17 protein-coding genes and 1 other annotated feature are annotated in these 17,869 nt (G+C 65.6%); of the genes, 6 read left to right on the top strand and 11 right to left on the bottom strand.

Going from position 1 to position 17,869, the window contains the following annotated elements; all coding sequences use genetic code 11:
• The first annotated feature begins 73 nt into the window (after positions 1 to 73).
• The 3 genes from trpS (at position 74) to ACNR9W_RS07715 (ending at position 3,690) form a co-directional block, all read left to right on the top strand.
• Entirely contained in the window at positions 74 to 1,108 is a 1,035-nt protein-coding gene (gene trpS, locus ACNR9W_RS07725) for a tryptophan--tRNA ligase (RefSeq protein ID WP_419268279.1), read from the top strand.
• A gap of 99 nt (positions 1,109 to 1,207) precedes the next feature.
• Positions 1,208 to 1,263 (top strand) — a sequence feature (sul1 is cis-regulatory element that is thought to sense ions involved in sulfur or methionine metabolism; They are found in Alphaproteobacteria).
• Positions 1,264 to 1,325: 62 nt separating this feature from the next.
• Positions 1,326 to 2,822: a SulP family inorganic anion transporter gene (locus ACNR9W_RS07720; RefSeq protein ID WP_419268278.1), complete on the top strand. Its 1,497-nt coding sequence runs from the start codon at positions 1,326 to 1,328 to the stop codon at positions 2,820 to 2,822.
• A gap of 13 nt (positions 2,823 to 2,835) precedes the next feature.
• Positions 2,836 to 3,690 (top strand): universal stress protein, encoded by an 855-nt coding sequence (locus ACNR9W_RS07715; RefSeq protein ID WP_419268277.1) that lies wholly within the window; start codon positions 2,836 to 2,838, stop codon positions 3,688 to 3,690.
• A 131-nt stretch (positions 3,691 to 3,821) separates the two neighbouring features.
• Here ACNR9W_RS07715 and ACNR9W_RS07710 read toward each other — a convergent pair whose 3' ends face one another.
• The 3 genes from ACNR9W_RS07710 to ACNR9W_RS07700 form a co-directional block, all read right to left on the bottom strand.
• Positions 3,822 to 4,811 (bottom strand): GGDEF domain-containing protein, encoded by a 990-nt coding sequence (locus ACNR9W_RS07710; RefSeq protein WP_419268276.1) that lies wholly within the window; start codon positions 4,809 to 4,811, stop codon positions 3,822 to 3,824.
• Positions 4,808 to 5,380, bottom strand: a complete 573-nt coding sequence (locus tag ACNR9W_RS07705; protein WP_419268274.1) for a heme NO-binding domain-containing protein — start codon at positions 5,378 to 5,380, stop codon at positions 4,808 to 4,810. Before ACNR9W_RS07705 ends, ACNR9W_RS07710 begins: the two co-directional genes overlap by 4 nt.
• A gap of 65 nt (positions 5,381 to 5,445) precedes the next feature.
• Positions 5,446 to 5,736 (bottom strand): DUF3572 domain-containing protein, encoded by a 291-nt coding sequence (locus ACNR9W_RS07700; protein WP_419268272.1) that lies wholly within the window; start codon positions 5,734 to 5,736, stop codon positions 5,446 to 5,448.
• A 175-nt stretch (positions 5,737 to 5,911) separates the two neighbouring features.
• On the opposite strand from ACNR9W_RS07700, the gene ACNR9W_RS07695 reads away from it, so the two are divergent.
• From ACNR9W_RS07695 to ACNR9W_RS07685, 3 genes are all read left to right on the top strand, one after another.
• Positions 5,912 to 7,240, top strand: coding sequence for a GGDEF domain-containing response regulator (locus tag ACNR9W_RS07695; RefSeq protein ID WP_419268270.1), 1,329 nt, complete (start codon positions 5,912 to 5,914; stop codon positions 7,238 to 7,240).
• A gap of 79 nt (positions 7,241 to 7,319) precedes the next feature.
• Positions 7,320 to 7,748: a DUF983 domain-containing protein gene (locus tag ACNR9W_RS07690; RefSeq protein ID WP_419268268.1), complete on the top strand. Its 429-nt coding sequence runs from the start codon at positions 7,320 to 7,322 to the stop codon at positions 7,746 to 7,748.
• A complete protein-coding gene (locus tag ACNR9W_RS07685) occupies positions 7,745 to 8,440 on the top strand; it encodes an NUDIX domain-containing protein (protein WP_419268266.1) in 696 nt (231 codons plus the stop codon). Before ACNR9W_RS07690 ends, ACNR9W_RS07685 begins: the two co-directional genes overlap by 4 nt.
• On the opposite strand, the gene ACNR9W_RS07680 is transcribed toward ACNR9W_RS07685, so the two are convergent.
• The 8 genes from ACNR9W_RS07680 to ACNR9W_RS07645 form a co-directional block, all read right to left on the bottom strand.
• On the bottom strand, positions 8,441 to 9,211 hold the full coding sequence (locus ACNR9W_RS07680; protein WP_419268358.1) for an enoyl-CoA hydratase-related protein: 771 nt from the start codon (positions 9,209 to 9,211) through the stop codon (positions 8,441 to 8,443).
• A 70-nt stretch (positions 9,212 to 9,281) separates the two neighbouring features.
• The gene (locus ACNR9W_RS07675; RefSeq protein ID WP_419268265.1) at positions 9,282 to 9,755 is read right to left on the bottom strand and encodes a cytochrome c-type biogenesis protein; all 474 of its coding nucleotides are present in this window, start codon (positions 9,753 to 9,755) and stop codon (positions 9,282 to 9,284) included.
• A complete protein-coding gene (locus ACNR9W_RS07670) occupies positions 9,752 to 11,716 on the bottom strand; it encodes a heme lyase CcmF/NrfE family subunit (protein ID WP_419268264.1) in 1,965 nt (654 codons plus the stop codon). The genes ACNR9W_RS07675 and ACNR9W_RS07670 overlap by 4 nt, the downstream gene beginning before the upstream one ends.
• Positions 11,717 to 11,817: 101 nt before the next feature.
• Positions 11,818 to 12,354, bottom strand: a complete 537-nt coding sequence (locus ACNR9W_RS07665; protein ID WP_419268263.1) for a holin family protein — start codon at positions 12,352 to 12,354, stop codon at positions 11,818 to 11,820.
• On the bottom strand, positions 12,345 to 12,956 hold the full coding sequence (locus ACNR9W_RS07660; RefSeq protein WP_419268262.1) for a holin-associated N-acetylmuramidase: 612 nt from the start codon (positions 12,954 to 12,956) through the stop codon (positions 12,345 to 12,347). The genes ACNR9W_RS07665 and ACNR9W_RS07660 overlap by 10 nt, the downstream gene beginning before the upstream one ends.
• An 88-nt stretch (positions 12,957 to 13,044) precedes the next feature.
• The gene (gene ccmE, locus ACNR9W_RS07655; protein ID WP_419268357.1) at positions 13,045 to 13,494 is read right to left on the bottom strand and encodes a cytochrome c maturation protein CcmE; all 450 of its coding nucleotides are present in this window, start codon (positions 13,492 to 13,494) and stop codon (positions 13,045 to 13,047) included.
• Positions 13,495 to 13,529: 35 nt separating this feature from the next.
• Positions 13,530 to 14,342: a glutamate racemase gene (locus ACNR9W_RS07650; RefSeq protein WP_419268261.1), complete on the bottom strand. Its 813-nt coding sequence runs from the start codon at positions 14,340 to 14,342 to the stop codon at positions 13,530 to 13,532.
• A gap of 67 nt (positions 14,343 to 14,409) precedes the next feature.
• A complete protein-coding gene (locus ACNR9W_RS07645; RefSeq protein WP_419268260.1) occupies positions 14,410 to 17,802 on the bottom strand; it encodes an indolepyruvate ferredoxin oxidoreductase family protein in 3,393 nt (1,130 codons plus the stop codon).
• Between the last annotated feature and the right edge of the window lie 67 nt (positions 17,803 to 17,869).

The following is a 17,869-nucleotide window of genomic DNA, read 5'->3' as shown; positions in this document are numbered from 1 at the left end:
CTTTCCTTGACGGTTGCGAAGGTTGGTGCCAACCGCTAAGCCAGCCCGCAGGAAATTCCAAGGCAGGCCGGTCATGTCCGAACCCAACAACAGCCAATTCCGTCCCCGCATCTTTTCGGGCATCCAGCCCTCGGGCGGGCTGACGCTTGGCAACTACCTGGGCGCGCTCAAGCGTTTTGCCGCGCTTCAGGGCGGCGAGGCCGAGACGATCTATTGCATCGTCGACCTGCACGCCATCACCGTCTGGCAGGACCCCGAGGGGCTGCGCGCCCGCATCCGCGAGGCGGCCGCCGCCTTCATGGCCGCGGGCGTGGACCCGGCGCAATCGATCCTGTTCAACCAGTCGCAGGTCAGCGCCCATGCCGAGATGGCTTGGCTGTTCAACACGGTCGCCCGCGTCGGTTGGATGTACCGGATGACCCAGTTCAAGGACAAGGCCGGCAAGAACACCGAAAACGTCAGCCTGGGCCTGCTGGCCTATCCGGCGCTGATGGCCGCCGACATCCTGACCTATCAGGCGACCGCCGTGCCGGTGGGCGAGGATCAGAAGCAGCACCTGGAACTGACCCGCGACATCGCCGCCAAGTTCAACCACGACTATGGCGTCACCCATTTCCCGATCACCGAGCCGCTGATCGAGGGGGTCGCCACGCGGGTCATGTCGCTGCGCGACGGGTCCAAGAAGATGTCGAAATCCGATCCGTCCGATGCCAGCCGCATCAACCTGACCGACGACGCGGACACCATCGCGCAGAAGATCCGCAAGGCGCGCACCGATGCCGACCCCCTGCCCGGCCAGATGGACGGGCTGAAGGACCGCCCCGAGGCGAGGAACCTGGTCAACATCTATGCCGCCCTGTCGGACGAGACGCCCGACCAGGTCCTGGCACGCTTCGAGGGCCAGGGTTTTGGCGCCTTCAAGCCCGCCCTGGCCGAAGTCGCCGTGGAGGCGCTGTCGCCGATCACCCGGCGCATGGCCGAATTCATGGCCGACCCGGCGCAGATCGACGCGGTCCTGGCCCAGGGAGCGGACCGGGCCGCGGCGGTGGCGACACCGATCCTGGAACACACCAAGGACATCATGGGCCTGCTGCGCACCCGGGGCTGAACCGGTTCGCCTTCCCTGCCGCCCCTCATCGCAGGGGCGGCTTTTTCATGCCCGCAGGGTTGCGATCCCTGCGGTCTTGCGGCTATCAGCCCTCAAACGCATGGACCCGGTGAGATTCCGGGTGGCTCTTCCGGCCGCCGATCCGCCGGACAATTCGAACCGATGTCGCTTGCAAGGCCGGTGCGGGGCACCCGCCAACGTCAGGAACGGATGATTCATGTCTTCTCTCTCTCGCTACAAGGACGAATGGCTGGGCAATATCCGCCCGGACCTGCTGTCGGGCCTGGTGGTCGCACTGGCCCTGATCCCCGAAGCTATCGCCTTTTCCATTATCGCCGGCGTCGATCCCAAGGTCGGCCTCTATGCCAGCTTCTCGATCGCCGTCATCACCGCCATCACCGGCGGGCGGCCCGGCATGATCTCGGCCGCAACGGCCGCGACGGCGGTGCTGATGGTGACGCTGGTGCGCGACCACGGGCTGCAGTACCTGCTGGCCGCGACCGTTCTGGCCGGGCTGATCCAGATCGGCTGCGGCCTGCTGAAGCTGGGCTTCGTCATGCGCTATGTCTCGAAATCCGTCATGACGGGGTTCGTCAACGCGCTGGCCATCCTGATCTTCATGGCGCAACTGCCCGAACTCGACCCGGCGACAGCGGGCGTGACCTGGTTCACCTATCTGCTGGTGGCCGCCTCGCTGGCGATCATCTATCTGTTCCCGCGGGTGACCAGGGCCATCCCATCGCCGCTGGTGACGATCGTGGTGCTGACGGCGCTTGCGATGTTCTTTGGATGGGACGTGCGGACTGTGGGCGACATGGGCGCCCTGCCCGACACGCTGCCGGTCTTCCTGCTGCCGGACGTGCCGCTGAACCTGGAGACGCTGCAGATCATCCTGCCCTATTCCTTCGCGGTGGCCATCGTGGGGCTGCTGGAAAGCCTGATGACGCAGAACCTGGTGGACGAGCTGACCGACACGCGCAGCAACCGCAACCAGGAATGCATCGGCCAGGGGCTTGCCAATACGGCGACGGGCTTCATCGGCGGCATGGCAGGCTGCGCGATGATCGGCCAGTCGATGATCAACGTCAAATCGGGCGGCCGGGGGCGCCTGTCCTCGTTCGTGGCGGGGGTGTTCCTGCTGATCCTGGTGGTGGGACTGGGCGACCTGGTCAGCCAGATCCCGATGCCCGCGCTGGTGGCGATCATGATCATGGTCTCGATCGGGACCTTCAGCTGGTCATCAATCCGCAACCTGCGGACGCATCCGCGATCCTCCTCGGTGGTGATGCTGGCCACGGTGGCGACCGTGGTTTGGACGCACAATCTGGCGATCGGCGTGATGGTGGGCGTGCTGCTGTCGGGCATCTTCTTCGCGGCCAAGATCGCGCAATTGTTCCGCGTCACGTCCACCCTGTCGGCGGACGGGCGTGCGCGCACCTATGTGGTCGAGGGGCAGATGTTCTATGGCTCGGTCGAGGACTTCATGGCAGCCTTCGACTTTGCCGAGCCGCTGGACCAGGTCACCATCGATGTCAGCCAGGCGCATATCTGGGACATCAGTTCGGTCCAGGCGCTGGACATGGCGATCCTGAAATTCCGCCGGGACGGCGCCCAGGTCCAGCTTGTCGGTTTGAACAAAGCGTCAGAAACCTTGCTGGACCGGCTTGCAACACATGACAAGCCGGGGGCGATGGATAAACTGGTCGCGCATTGAGGGGAAAGCAGACATGACGAACAAGATCATCGCGCTGGTTGACGATTCGATCTATGCCACCTCGGTCTGTGAACATGCAGCCTGGGCCTCGGCCCGCAGGCCGGCTCCGGTGGAACTGCTGCATGTCCTTGGACGGCGCGAGGCTGCCGGGCGGCAGGACCTCTCGGGCACCATCCGCCTCGGCGCCCGAAGCGCCCTTCTGGATGAACTGGCGACGCTGGACGCACAGCGGTCGCGGATCGCCAATGCCCAGGGGCGTGCGCTGCTGGAGGATGCGCGCAAGCTGACAGAGCGCGCAGGCGGCGTCCAGGTGACCACCCGGCTGGAACAGGGCGACCTGATCGAACAGGCGACGGGTCGAGAGGCCGATCCCTCGCTGATCGTGCTGGGCAAGCGTGGCGCGGCTGCGGATTTCGCGCAGGGCCACCTGGGGTCCAACCTTGAACGGATCGTGCGCGCTGCGCGCGTGCCGGTGCTGGTGGCGTCCCGCGCCTTCCGGCCGATCCAGAAGGTGCTGATTGCCTTCGACGGCGGCGCCTCGGCCATGAAGGCCGTCGATCATATCGCGGCCAGCCCGACCTTCAAGGGCTTGCAGATCGAGGTCGCCATGGCCCATGCCGGGTCCCGGGATTCACAGGGCCAGCTGGACGAGGCGATCCTGCGCCTGCGCGCCGCCGGCCTGAGCGCCGACATGCGGCTCCTGACCGGCGCGCCGGAGGCCGCCCTGACCGCGCATCTGGAACAGCAAGGACATGACCTGCTGGTGATGGGCGCCTATGGCCACAGCCGCCTGCGCCGGCTGATCATCGGCTCCACCACGACGCAGATGCTGATCGACTCACGCCTGCCGGTGCTGCTGTTCCGCTGAGGCTGGGCCGCGAGGCACCTGCCTTTCCGGATGCCGCTTGCAACGAGCCGAAGGTGAAAGGGATCAGCCAGCAATATCCGCCAGGAGGGTTGCCGGTGCATCGTTTGCGGATGAGGGCGCTTCCGCTCGGGTCACTGCCTGATCGTGGCGCATCCCCTTCCCTTGTGCTTGGATTCGTATAGCGCCTCGTCGGCCCGGACGAGCAGATCCCCGGGGCTTGCGCCTGGCTCGCCCCGGCAGACGACGATGCCAATGCTGGCAGAGACCCGTACCTCTCCCAGGCCCGGCGGAGTCAGTGAGCCGATAGCCTCGATGATGCGGCGGGCCAGCTCGTGCAGCGCGGCGACCGAGGTCATGCCGCTCAGGATCAGCACAAATTCGTCCCCGCCGATGCGTGCAGCCGTGTCGGCCTTGCGCACCTGCGCACGCAGAACCCCTCCGACCGCCTGCAGCAGGTCATCTCCGGCCTTGTGCCCCAGGATGTCGTTGACCTGCTTGAAGTGATCCAGGTCCAGATGCACCACGGCGAAGGGCGCCGGTTCGGCGTCCGGCCCCTCTCCGGCCGACCTCAGTGCCATCGCCAAGGCCATTTCCAGCCCGCGGCGGTTCCCGAGGCCCGTCAGTGGATCCGTCTGCGCCTGCAGCAGTGCGACGCGCCGGGACTGTACCAGCTGATCGTTGAAGCGCGACAACTCGGTCAGGACCCCGCGATTGGCCTCGTGCAGGAACAGCAGCTCCATCGCAAGCTCGGAGGGTGCGAAATCCCCGTCGGTCAGTCCCGCGTTCCGGATCGCGCGATGGATCCCGATGCCGAACCCCAAGTTGCACAGCATCGAGCCTGCGCTGGCCCGCACGCCATTCCCTCGCAGCACCAGATCCGGCGTGCAGGATACCCGCAGAAAAAGGCGGCTTTTCTGGTCGATGGCGGTCCTGATCTCGGCCACCGGATCCCCACCGCCCCGTGCCCCTGCCAGGCGCCCCGCAAGCCCTGTGCCCAGATTTGGTACGACCTTGTCCAAGGTCGGACCGACCGAAAGAACATGACCGTCAGAAGCCAGCAAAAGATGCATCGGCATCAGGCGTGCCAATGTCCGCACGGGAACCGCCTCATCCGTCGTCATCCCTGCACCGCCGGACCCTGCAAGGTCGCGTTCTGAAGCGAAAACAAGCGCCCTTCGGCAAACTGCTCATCCCAGATGTCCACCCGTATGGCCCCCTCTTCGACCGAGATCAGGCAGAGCGCCCCATAGTCATCCGCCATGCCCCGGATCAGGCCAGCCAGCACGTACTGCCACTCTGGATCCGGGTTCAGTAGCACCACGCGAACGATCTGCTCGCTCGCTTCCACCTCCAGACGCGGCACCTTCAGCGTGGGCACGACCAGATGGGCCCGACCGGGCAGTTCATCCAGGCGCAGCAGGAAGTCGCGAAAGTCGCGGCCCGAAAAGCGCAGCAGGCGTCGGATCGGCTCGATTCGCGTCATCCAGGCGCCCATATCCTCGAACATCTCGGAGCCGGGCTTGGCCAACCGGAAGGACGCACGCCTGAGCGCCGCCGGGCCGAAATCGACCCAGAGCGGCGACGACATGCCCGCGGCCACTGCGATCTCGTCGGCGACGGCCTGCAAAAGCCCCTCGCCATAGGTGGACTTCAGAAACTCCTCGATGGCGCGATTTATCAGACCGTTCATGCTCTACCTCGGTTTCGACCGAAGCTAGCATCAGGGTGTAAATAAACCGGAAACAGTCACCGGTTTCAGTCTGCCGTCCAGCCATAGCTGCCGGGACCTGAAAGAACCGTTCGTGCGGCCATGATGTCTTGCGGCCGCATGTTCAGCGCCGCGGCAAAGTCACAGATGCGCCTGTCGTCCTCGGCAAGAAAATCCAGCAGGAACAGCGCGACCTCCGGCCGGTCCTGCAGGCTGCGCAGATCGGCAGGCTGCAGGCCGCTGACCGACAGGAACTGCGTCAGCTCTTCGGGATCATTGGCCAGGTGCAGCAGGATATCGACGGCAAGATCTCGCGCACGCTGTTGGGTAATGGCCATAACTTTGTCTTTCGGTAAGGTTTCTCGCACTAGCCGAGATGTCCAGAAACACTTTATTAAACATTTGGGTTCAAGTTGGGACCCAGTTGTCAAGACCCGCTGGATGAAACAAATGACGGCACGAATCCTTATCGCCGACGGTGTGGCAACGTCTCGGATCACCCTGAAGGTCCGGTTGAGCGCTGTCTGCTACGACGTCGCAGCCGTCAATTCCATCGCGAAAATACATCAGGAGCTGGATCTTGCGCGTCCCGACCTGATCATTCTGGGTGGAGGATTTTCCGAAAGGCCTCCGGTCGATATCTGTGCGGAACTGGTCCGGGACCCCCGCTGCGCCGATGTGCCGATCATGATGCTGGTCCCGCCCGATTCGCGCTTGGCGGCGCTTCAAGCGGGCGCCACGGCCGCGCTGGACCCCGATGTCGACGACCAGATCCTGATGGCGCGGGTCCGCGGGTTGCTGCGCGAGACCGAAATGCCCCAGGCCGCCCCCATGGGAATGGCCGAACCGGCGGCGGCCTTTGTGCATGAGGTGCGGCCCCTGATCGCGCTGGTGGCCGACAGTCACGCCCGCGCCCTGCGCTGGCGTCAGATGCTGGCCGAGCGGATGAACTGTCGCTTCGAGATCCGTGATCCTGACGAGGCATTGGGGTCGGTCACTTCCGGAAGGACCGCCGATCTCTATCTCATCTCCGGCGATATACGCGCCAAGGGCGATGGGCTGCGGCTGCTGTCCGAACTGCGTTCGCGCCAAGGCTCGCGGGATGCAGGCTTCGTGATCGCGATTGCCCCGGACCGTTCCGATCTTGCCGCCATCGCGCTTGACCTCGGGGCCGGCGATGTCCTTTTCGAGAGCCTGGGAGGTGCCGAGGGCGCGGACGCGGCCGCAATGTCGCTTCAGATGCTGCTGCAGCGGAAGTCCAGGAGCGACAAGCGGCGGGCCGAGGTTCAGCGCCACATGGTCTGGGCCATGACGGACCCGCTGACCGGACTCTACAATCGCCGATACGCGCTGCCCAAGCTGGGCGAGATCGTGCGCGATGCCCTGATTGCAAATCATGCCTTCGCCGTCATCGCCATCGACCTGGACCATTTCAAGTCGATCAACGACAGCCACGGCCATTCGGCCGGCGACGTGGTCCTGGTCGAGATCGCCGGGCGGCTAAAGGCAGCGCTCCCTTCGACCGGCATGGTGGCCCGGATGGGCGGGGAGGAGTTCCTGGCGGTCCTAGAGCACTGCAGCGAAGCGGAGGCGCAGGACACGGCCGAAGCATTGCGGCGCGCGATCCAGGTGCGGCCAGTCGCGCTGCCGGGCCTGTGCGGCGGCGGGCAGGTCAGGGTTACTGCTTCGGTTGGCATGGCCGTCGTCCAGCCTTCCGAAGAAGGCGGCTGGCCCGAACAGAGGGCGCAGGTCGCCCTGGAGCGGGCCGACCGCGCCCTGCTCGCTGCCAAGGCGGCAGGACGGAACCGCGTGATGCGGTCGCAGCCGGACTGGGCGGCCTAAGCGGCACTTTCAAATGCCGCGCCGATTTCCTAGATTGGCCGGCGGGGCCGGGATCCGCCCCGTCGAAGGAGTACGGAACATGACCCAAGGACAGATCCTTGCCGCAGACATGGCAGGGAATGACGAGGCCGAGCGCCCCACCAAGGACGCGATGCTGCGAGGTGCACGCGGCCGTTGCCCGGCCTGCGGAGCGGGTCGCCTGTTCACCCGCTACCTGAAGGTCGCGGACCATTGCTCCGAATGCAACGAGGCCCTGCACCACCAGCAGGCCGATGACGGGCCGGCCTATCTGACCATCCTGATCGTCTCGCATCTCGGGGCGCCGCTGCTTTTGGCCTCCTTCGTGGCTTGGCGACCGAGTGCGATGACAATGCTGGTTGCCTTTGGCCTGGGCTCCATTGTCCTGTCGCTTGCCATGCTGCCGGTGATCAAGGGTGGAATGGTCGGGCTGCAATGGGCCCGGCGGATGCACGGATTTGGCAGCCGCTCCAGCGGCGTCAGCGCGTGACAGCCACGAACCTCCTGCCGATCCGCGATGCGGCCTCGATCCTGGCCGTACGGCGCGATGGCCCTGAACCCTCTGTCCTGATGGGGATGAGAGGAGCCAAGGCCGTCTTCATGCCGTCCAAGTACGTCTTTCCGGGCGGTGCAGTCGATGCATCGGATGCGACGGCGCCACTGGCGCGTACCCTGCCCGACACGTGCCGGCAGCGGCTGATGGCCGAGCAGCGCGGCCAGCCCGGCAGCGGTCCGGACGCGATCGCGGCCGCGGCACTGCGTGAACTTGCCGAGGAAACCGGGCTTCTGGTCGGGCGCGACACGGGCGCCGCTTGCGACTGGCCGGGCTATCGCGAGGCCGGGCTTTGCCCCGATGCTGGCGCCCTGACCTATTTCTTTCGCGCCATCACCCCGCCTGGCCGGCCGCGCCGGTTTGATGCACATTTCTTCGTCGTCGATGCAGCCGACATTCTGGGCGACCTGGAAGATTTCAGCCGTGCCTGCGACGAACTTTCCCACCTGCACTGGGTGCCCTTGAGCCAGGCCCGGCAGTTAGATCTGCCCTTCATCACCGAAGTGGTGCTGGCCGAACTGTCGGAACTGCTGGCCGCGGCAAAGCACGGCCAGCGGCTGCCTTGCCCGGTCACCGTTCCGTTCTTCGACAATCGCGGCGCCTCTCCGCGTTTTTGCCAGATCGCGTGATCAGCGACCGCTAAAGACGGGCGGGCGCTTTTGCAGGAATGCACTCACTCCTTCGCCGAAATCCGCGCTGCGCCCGGCCTGACCCTGCAGTCGGGCCTCAAGAGCCAGCTGGGCAGGCATGTCATGCTCGAAAGAGGCCGTCACCGCCTCGCGAATTGCCAGATAGGCGCCAGTCGGCCCCTCGGCCAAGGCACGCGCGCTTGCGGCCACGCCCTCAACGAACTCCGCGTCGGGCAGCGCCTGCCAGATCAGGCCCCAATCGGCGGCCTGCCGCGCGCTGACGGGCTGGGCGAACAGCATCATCCCCATCGCGCGCGCCGCACCGACGGCACGCGGAATGATCCAGGTGCCGCCCGCATCCGGGATCAGGCCGATCCGGGTGAAGGCCTGGATGAAACTTGCGCTTTCGGTGGCGATCACGACGTCGGCGGCCAGCGCCAGGTTGGCTCCGGCCCCTGCTGCGACACCGTTTACGGCAGCGATGACCGGCGCCCGGCACTGCCTCACGGCCTGCAGCATCGGTTCGTACTCGTCGCGCAGCGTGCCTTCCAGATCCGCAGCGGCCGAGGCATCGGTCAGATCCTGGCCCGAGCAGAAACCGCGCCCCGCGCCTGTCATCACCACGCAGCGAACCTCGGGCGGTAGCGAGGTCAGCACCTGTGTCATCTCCTGCCGCATCTGGCGGTTGAGAGCATTCATGACCGCAGGGCGGTTCAGGGTCAGCGTTGCAACGCCGTCCTCAATGGAAAACAGAATGGTGTCATGGTGCATGTTGGCCTCCCCGGTTGGGAGGATCATGCAGGAAAATCCGGCTGCCGAAAGCGCGACCCTGCGTCAGGGCCTACTTGCCGCGCATGATCTCATCCAGCCGATGCTGCTCGTCCGCGTCCAGAGATGTCACCTCCGGGCTTGCCAGATTGCGGCCCCACAGAAACCTGAGGGCCACAGCCGCCGCGATCAGCGCCATCAGCGGCCCGGCCAGCCACAGGATCAGGTTGCTGCCGGTCGGTCGGGGATCGAACAGAACGAACTCACCGAAACGGTCGACGACATTGTCCACGACCTCGCTGTCGCTGTCGCCGGCGACAAGGCGCTCGCGCACGAACAGCCGCAGGTCACGGCTGATCGGCGCGTTCGATTCATCGATGTTTTCGCCTTGGCACACCGGACAGCGCAGCCGCTGCGAAATTTGCCGGGCCCGCGCCTCCAGACCCGCATCATCCAGGACCTCATCCGGCTGCACGGCCAAGACCGGCAGCGACGGCGCCGCTGCCAGGACCAGGATCAACAGGATCAGGTGCAGCGCGCGTTTCATTCCGCTGGCACCGTGCCGGTGTCGGAGCGTCGCGCGGCCCCGGCCGCCACACGGTAGCGTCGGTCGCTGAGGCTGATCAGCCCACCCAGGGCCATGATGATCGAGCCGCCCCAGATCCAGTTCGCAAAGGGCTTTACATAGGTACGGACGGCCCACCCGCCGGCCGGCTGCTCGTCTCCAAGAACCACATAGAGGTCGCGCCAGAAGCCGTAGTCGATCGAAGCCTCGGTCGTGGGCATCGCCTGCACCGGATAGACGCGCTTTTCCGGGGTCAGCGTCGCGACCGCGCGTCCGTCGCGGCTGGCCTCGATCACCCCCATCTGCGACAGGTAGTTCGGCCCGTCGACACGTTCGACGGACCGCAACACAAGGTCATAGGCGCCGACCCGGAACGGCTCGTCGATCTGCGCCACCCGGACATCCTCGACCTGCCATGCCTGGATGAGGGACACGGCAAGGAAGGTGATCCCCAGCCCGGCATGGGCCACGGCCTTGCCCCAGTCCGCCCGCGGCAGCCGCAGCAAACGCCCGATGCCCGAGGAACCTGTCCGCAGCCACAGTTCCGCGACCGCACCAAAGACCAGCCAGGCACCCAGTCCCGCGCCGATGACCGCAAGACCCGAGCGCCCGGTCGAGACGGCATAAACCAGCACCATCACCGCCGCGGTCAGGATCAGCGCGCCGCGCAGCGGCTTCCACGCGCGGGCGATGCTGGCGCGTTTCCACGGCATGATCGAACCAAGCGGCAGCGCCAGCGCCAGGACGATCATGAAGGGCGTGAAGGCCTGGTTGAAGAACGGAGGACCGACCGACAGCACGCGGCCCCAGACCATCTCGGCCACCAGGGGCCAGATGGTGCCGATGAAGACGACAAAGGCCGCCACGGCCAGCAGGACGTTGTTCAGGACCAGCGCCCCTTCCCGCGACAGGGGCGCGAAGACGCCCTTGGCGGTCATTTCTGCCGCGCGGAACGCGTAAAGGGTCAGGGCGCCGCCGACGAAGACCGCAAGGATCGCCAGAATGAAGATCCCCCGCTCGGGGTCGTTGGCAAAGCTGTGGACCGAGGTGATGACGCCCGAGCGCACGATGAACGTCCCGATCAGCGAGAACCCAAACGCCATGATCGCCAGCAGGATCGTCCAGCTTTTCAGCGCCTCACGCTTTTCCACGACGATCGCGGAATGCAGCAGCGCGGCGGCCAGCAGCCAGGGCATGAAGCTGGCATTCTCGACCGGGTCCCAGAACCAGAAGCCGCCCCAACCCAGTTCGTAATAGGCCCACCAGGAGCCGAGCGCGATGCCGATGGTCAGAAAGACCCAGGCCGCCAGCGTCCATGGCCGCACCCAACGCGCCCAGGCTGCATCAACGCGCCCCTCGATCAGGGCCGCAACCGCAAAGCTGAACGCCATCGAAAGGCCGACATAGCCGAGGTAGAGAAACGGCGGGTGGAAGGCCAGGCCCGGGTCCTGCAGCAACGGGTTCAGGTCGCGCCCGTCAAAGGGTGGATTTCCCATGCGCCAGAACGGATTGGACGTGAAGATGATGAAGGCGTAGAAGGCCGCGCTGATCGAGGCCTGGACCCCCAGCACCCGTGCCTGCAGACTGGGCGGCAGGTTGCCCCCGAACAGCGCCGCCGCCGCCCCGAACACGGCCAGGATCAGCACCCAGAGCAGCATCGAGCCCTCGTGGTTGCCCCAGACACCACTGATCTTGTAGATCAGCGGCTTGGACGTATGCGAATTCTCGTAGACCAGCAGGACCGAAAAATCCGAGGTCACAAAGGCGATCGTCAGCGCGCCAAAGCTGATCGCCATCAGGATCAGCTGCGCCAAGGCGGCAGGCCGCGCGCTGTCCATCCAGCCGTGCCAGCCCTTGGCGGCGCCGACCATGGGGACCGTCATCTGGTAGATCGAGACCATGAAGGCCATGATCAGGGCGAAATGGCCGAATTCTGCGATCATCTGGGGCAATCCTCCGTTGTCCGCAGCATAAGCTCCAGACGAAGGGGGGGAAAGTCCTCCCTTCGTGTCGGTGGTGCGGCATGGGTGAAACGTGATGCGGCCTATTCGCGCAGACTGCTCCGCCATTCCCGCAGCGCGGCATTATCCGCGAAATCGTCATCGGGCAGCACGACGGGCCGCGGGGTCGTCGCGGATGCCGGGCTAGATGCCGCATCGCCCGTCGCCTTGCGATCGGGCCAGACGCGGTGGCGGAAGTAATGCGCCTCTCGCGCGCCGAAATAGAAGCCGACGATGGCACCCATCAGCCACCAGAGCGGCTCCGGCACCGCCTGCAGCCCCTCCATCCTCAGGCCGAAACCCACGGGTTCGATCATCGCATAGATGAACAGCGCCATGGTCCCCAGGGCCAGCAGCGGCCGCGGCAGGCGGTTCAGCCCATTCACCAGCCCGTCGAACCAGCCGTTCGCAGGCTGGGCGAATTCCTGGCCATGCTGGCCGATGGCGCGGGCATAGGCTTCTTCGTCCAGTTCCATCCGGCGGGTGGCGTTCTGGGTAAAGACCTCGGCCATGCCGGTCGCGGCGCTGCCAAGGGCGGTGACGGTCGGGGCAACCCCGATGAAGCGGTCGATCAGGCCCATGCGGCAATCCTCTGGCGGTGCTCTGCGTCTGTCAGGCGATAGCGCGGAGCGATGAACTCCTCGGCCCGGGTGATCCAGCCGCCCTTGCCGCCGGTCTTCGTCCGGGCAAACTTGCGGCTGGCCGGGCGCTGATCCGCCAAGGCGTAATAATAGCCGCGCCGTGCGATCCCATAGGCATCGGCCAGATGCTGCGGCGCGGCCTCGGCCGCATCCTGGGCTGCGGCGATTGTCCTGGGTCCGATGATGCCGTCGGCTGTGGCAGGATAACCCATGCGTGTGATCAGCCGCTGCAGGATCTTGACCGCATTCGTGCCTGCGTTGACATACATGTCGAAAACGCTGGCCTGCAAAGGCAGGGGCAACTGGCCCAGACCCGGCTTGCGGAAATAATGTTCGACAAAGACCTGTTCGGCCTGGGCGCGGGTCAGAGCCCGCACGTCGACGGCGTCGATCCGCCCGTCCTTGTTCAGGTCCATCCCCAACGCGCGCATCGTCCCGATGGTCACGCCGTAATTGGTGGCTCCGCCCGGATCGTCCGGATCGTTGACATAGCCCCCTTCGCGCGCAACGATCTGCCGCGCAATCTCTTCGACGCTCTGCATGCATCCCCCGTTCCGGCCACCGCTCTGGGCCGCAGGGGGAATGCTGAAGATTTGCGGTTAAGCGGGGGTTAAGGGCCCGTGCGTTGCGTCAGCTGCCGGGCTCCTGATAGACGCCGCTGGCCTTCAGCGTCTCGACCACCTCTCGCGGCATGTAGGTTTCGTCATGCTTGGCCAGCAGGTCGCGCGCCTCAAAGCGGCCGTCGCGGTACCAGCCCTTGGCAATCGTGCCCTGGCCCTCGTTGAACAGGTCCGGGCGCGGATCGCGGCCGATATAGGTCACCGGAATCTCGGCCACGCCATCCGTGATCACGAAGTCGAAGCCCACGCCCTCGCCGTTCACGATCGAGCCGTCCTTGACCAGGCCGCCCAGTTGAAAAAACTCTTCCGGGTCCGGCGCGGCCTCGCCAACCTGGCTGGGCGAGCGATAGAGGTTGATGCCGTCGCTGAACCCATAGCCGATCAGGCCCACTGCCATCACCAAGGCCACCGAAGCTGCCGCCAAGACTTGGATGCGCCGCTGTTTCTTGAGTGATTTCATGCCGGCCATGCGGCCCTCCCTGGTTCAGATGTGGTTCAGGCCGCCTCGAACGGGATCGAGCGCCGCATGAATTGCGTGGCCTTGCCCGAAACGCGGACCGGATCACCCGTGGTCAGGAATTTGGACACTGTTCCCGGCCCCACGAATTCCGGCCTGCGCTGCAGATAGTCGGCCAGGCTCTCTGCCACCAGACCCGCCTGGCTGTAGACCGTCACATCGGGACCCAAGGCATTCTGGAACGCCTCTTCCATCAGGGGGTAATGGGTGCATCCCAGGATCGCGGCCTCGGGAAAGGGCATCCGCCGCTTGAGCGCCTCGACATGGCTGGTCACCAGCGCTTCGGCCAGGATTTCGTCTCCCATTTCAATGGCGTCGACGACACCGCCGCAGGGCTGCGCCTCGACGTCCACACCCACGGCGCGAAAGGCCAGCTCGCGCTGAAAGGCCCGGCTGGCCACGGTGGCAGGCGTCGCGAAGAGGGCGACATTGTTGACGGCCACCCGGCGGGGCGGCGAATTGTCGCCCCAGGCCCGTTCCGTCAGCGCCTCGATCATCGGGACAAATACGCCCAGGACGCGCTTGCCCTCGGGCAGCCAGGTTTCCTGCATGCGCCGCAGGGCTGCGGCGCTGGCCGTGTTGCAGGCCAGGATCACCAGATCGCAGCCCTCGTCCCACAGCCGCTCGACCCCGCGGCAGGTCAGGTCAAAGATGTCGTCGGCGGTGCGGACGCCGTAGGGGGCATGGGCGTTGTCGCCCAGATAAACCAGGGGCAGGTCCGGCAGGCGCGCGGCAATGGCCTGATGCACCGTCAGTCCGCCCAGTCCAGAATCGAAAACCCCAACCGCCATGGATTGCCCTCCCGCATCGCGTGGCGCCCTTCATAGGGCGACACGCAGCCTTTGGAAATGATTCAGATCATTCAGCGGCTTCACGGATGGGTGCATGTCCCGCCCGGAACTGCGCCAGCAGCTCGGCCCGGCGTTCGGCCGCGCTGTCTGCGGCAGCCTCCTTGACCGGACCGAAACCACGCACCGACAGGGGAAGCTCGGCCAGCTCGATCGCGATCGGCATGGTGGTGTCGGTGACCTTGGCGAAAACCTCAGCCATGTCGGCTTCATAGTCGCGGATCATCGCCCGTTCCCGCCGCCGCTCGGCGCCATAGCCGAAGGGATCCAGCGGCGTGCCGCGCAACCCCTTCATCCGGGCCAGCACCCGGAATGCCGACAGCATCCAGGGTCCGAATTCGCGCTTGCGCGGACGGCCGTTGGCGTCGGTTCCCGTCAGCATGGGGGGAGCCAGGTGCAGCGACAGCTTCACGTCACCCTCCCACTGCCGCGCCACCTGCTCTGCCGTCGTCAGGTGAAGCCGGGCCACCTGGTATTCATCCTTGTAGGCCAACAGCTTGTAATAGCCTCTTGCGACGCTTTCACGCATCGGCGCGGGGGCCGCATCGACCAGTTTGCGGAACCGGCGCGCCAAACGCTTGTTCTGATAATCCACCAGCCGCGCCGCACGATATTCCACCGGGTCCGGGGGCAGTTGCGTCACTTCGGCGGGCTTTCGCACCTGGTCCGGAAAGGCTATGGCCCAACGGCCGATCTGAAAGGCGCGCTGGTTTTCCTCGACCTTGGCGGCGTTCAGGCGGATGGCCTCCATGATCGCCTCTTCGCTCAGCGGGATCAGGCCGCGCTGCCAGCAGGCGCCCAGGACCAGCATGTTTGAATAGATCGAATCCCCCAGCATCCGCAGCGCCAGTTCGTTGGCATCCAGGAAGGCCACGCGATCCTGCAACCGCGCCTGCAGCGACAGCTTCAGCCGGTCCGACGGCACCTGGAAATCGCGAAACCGGGTGAAGTCGCCGGTGATGATCTCGTGATCGTTCACCACCGCGCCGGTGCGGCCCTGGGTCATCAGGCCGATGGTCTTGGCCCCCGCCGTCACCACCAGATCGCCGCCGATGACGCAATCGGCCTCACCCACGGCGACGCGGATCGCGCTGATATCCTCAGGCCGGTTGGCCAGGCGCAGGTGGATGTGAACCGCGCCGCCCTTTTGCGCCAGCCCGGCCATCTCCATCATTCCGGCGCCTTTTCCGTCCATATGGGCGGCCTGCGCCAGAACGGCACCGATGGTCACGACACCCGTGCCCCCGACGCCGGTGATCACCAGGTTATGCGTGCCCTGGATGACCGGCAGCTCCGGCGCGGGCAAGGCGGGCAGATCGAATGCCTCGGCCTTGGGACGACGCAGCTTGCCGCCCTTGACCGACACAAAGCTGGGGCAGAAGCCGTTGACGCAGCTGTAGTCCTTGTTGCAGCTCGACTGGTCGATCTGGCGCTTGCGGCCCAGTTCCGTGTCCAGCGGCACGACCGAGACGCAGTTCGACTGGACCGAGCAATCGCCGCAGCCCTCGCAGACGTCAGGGTTGATCCAGACGCGGCGATCGGGGTCCGGAAACTGGCCCTTCTTCCGCCGCCGACGCTTCTCTGCCGCACAGGTCTGCACATAGAGGATTGCGCTGACCCCGGTCGCCGTTTCCAGCTCGCGCTGGACGTTCATCATCTGCGCGCGCTCCTCAAAGCGCAGGCCAGCGGGGAACAGCGTCCGGTCGACCTCCTCCTTCTCGTCATAGACGACCACCAGCGGCTTGACCCCCATCGCCACCAGTTCGCGCGCGATCTGCGGAGCAGAGAGGCCGCCCTCGTTCGGCTGGCCGCCAGTCATCGCCACCGCGTCATTATAAAGGATCTTGTAGGTGATGTTGGTGCCCGCGGCCAGCGCAGCCCGAATGGCCAATACCCCGGAATGATTATAGGTACCGTCGCCAAGGTTCTGAAACACATGGCCTCTGGTGCTGAAGGGTGCCTCGCCGATCCAGTTGGCACCCTCACCGCCCATATGGGTGAAGCCCTCTGTATCCCGGCCCATCCACTGCACCATGTAATGACAGCCGATCCCTGCATAGGCACGGCTGCCTTCGGGCAAACGGGTTGAACTGTTATGCGGGCAGCCCGAACAGAACCAGGGCGTGCGCGTCGCGATCTCGGGCGCGTTGTCGTTGCGGCGCACCTCGTTCAGGCGCTCCAGCCCGGCGCGGACATGGTCGGTGCCACGCCCCTCCTCGATCAGGATGCCGCCGATCTTCTGGGCGATCATCACCGGGTCCAGCGCATAGCGGGTCGGGAACAGCTCCTCTCCGCTGCGGTCGTGCTTCCAGCCATGGACGCGGCGGCCGCGGCGGTTGTCAAAGATGGCTTCCTTCAGCTGCACCTCGATCAGCTTCCGCTTTTCCTCGACACAGACGATAAGCTCCAGGTTTTCAGACCACTCCTGGATGGACTTCATGTCCATGGGCCAGGTCTGCCCGACCTTGTAGGTGGTCAGGCCAAGACGCTCGGCCTCCGCCTCGTCGATGCCCAGCAGCGACAGCGCATGAACCAGGTCCAGCCAGTTCTTGCCCGCGGCGACAAAGCCGATCTTGGCGCCGGGCTTGCCCCAGACCCGGTGGTCGATGCGGTTGGCGCGGCTGAACGCCTCGGCCGCCCATCGCTTGTGGTCGATCATCCGCGCTTCCTGCGCGACCGGTGTATCGCCAAGGCGGATGTTCAGTCCGCCCTCCGGCATGGCGAATGTCGCAGGGGTGACAAAGTTCAGCCGGTGGGGATCCCCGTTCACCACGGCGGTCGCCTCGACCGTGTCCTTCATCGTCTTCAGCCCGGTCCAGACGCCGGCGAACCGGGACAAAGCGAATCCGTAGAGGCCGTAATCCAGAATCTCTTGCACACCTGCGGGTGACAGAACCGGGATATAGGCATCGATCATCGCCCAATCCGATTGGTGCAGCACGGTCGAGCTTTCGCCGGTATGATCGTCGCCCATGGCCATCACGACGCCGCCATGGCGCGACGATCCGGCCATGTTGGCATGGCGCATCACGTCGCCCGTGCGGTCGACGCCCGGCCCCTTGCCGTACCACAGGGCAAAGACACCCTCATGGCGTCCCTCTCCGCGCAGTTCGGCCTGCTGGCTGCCCCAGATCGCGGTCGCCGCCAGATCCTCGTTCAGGCCAGGCTGAAAGCGGACCTGCGCCGCCTCCAGCCGCTTGGCCTCACGCATCATCGCCAGATCGACCCCGCCCAGGGGCGATCCGCGATAGCCGGTCACCAGCCCCGCCGTATCCAGCCCCGCGGCTTTGTCGCGTGCCGCCTGCATCAGCATCAGCCGCACCAGTGCCTGCGTCCCGTTCAACAGCACATGCGGCTTCGACAGGTCGAACCGGTCGGCCAGCGTGAATTCCTGCTTGCTCATGTTGCTCTCCTCCAATGCCTTGCGGCTCCCTGGATCAGTATAGGTCAGAATGGCTGACCGAAGAACA

Origin of the sequence: Paracoccus sp. T5, assembly GCF_048538155.2 — a bacterium.
Taxonomy (GTDB): Bacteria; Pseudomonadota; Alphaproteobacteria; order Rhodobacterales; family Rhodobacteraceae; genus Paracoccus.
The sequence above is the reverse complement of the archived record's forward strand: the minus strand, read 5'-3'. Positions and strand labels throughout refer to the sequence as shown.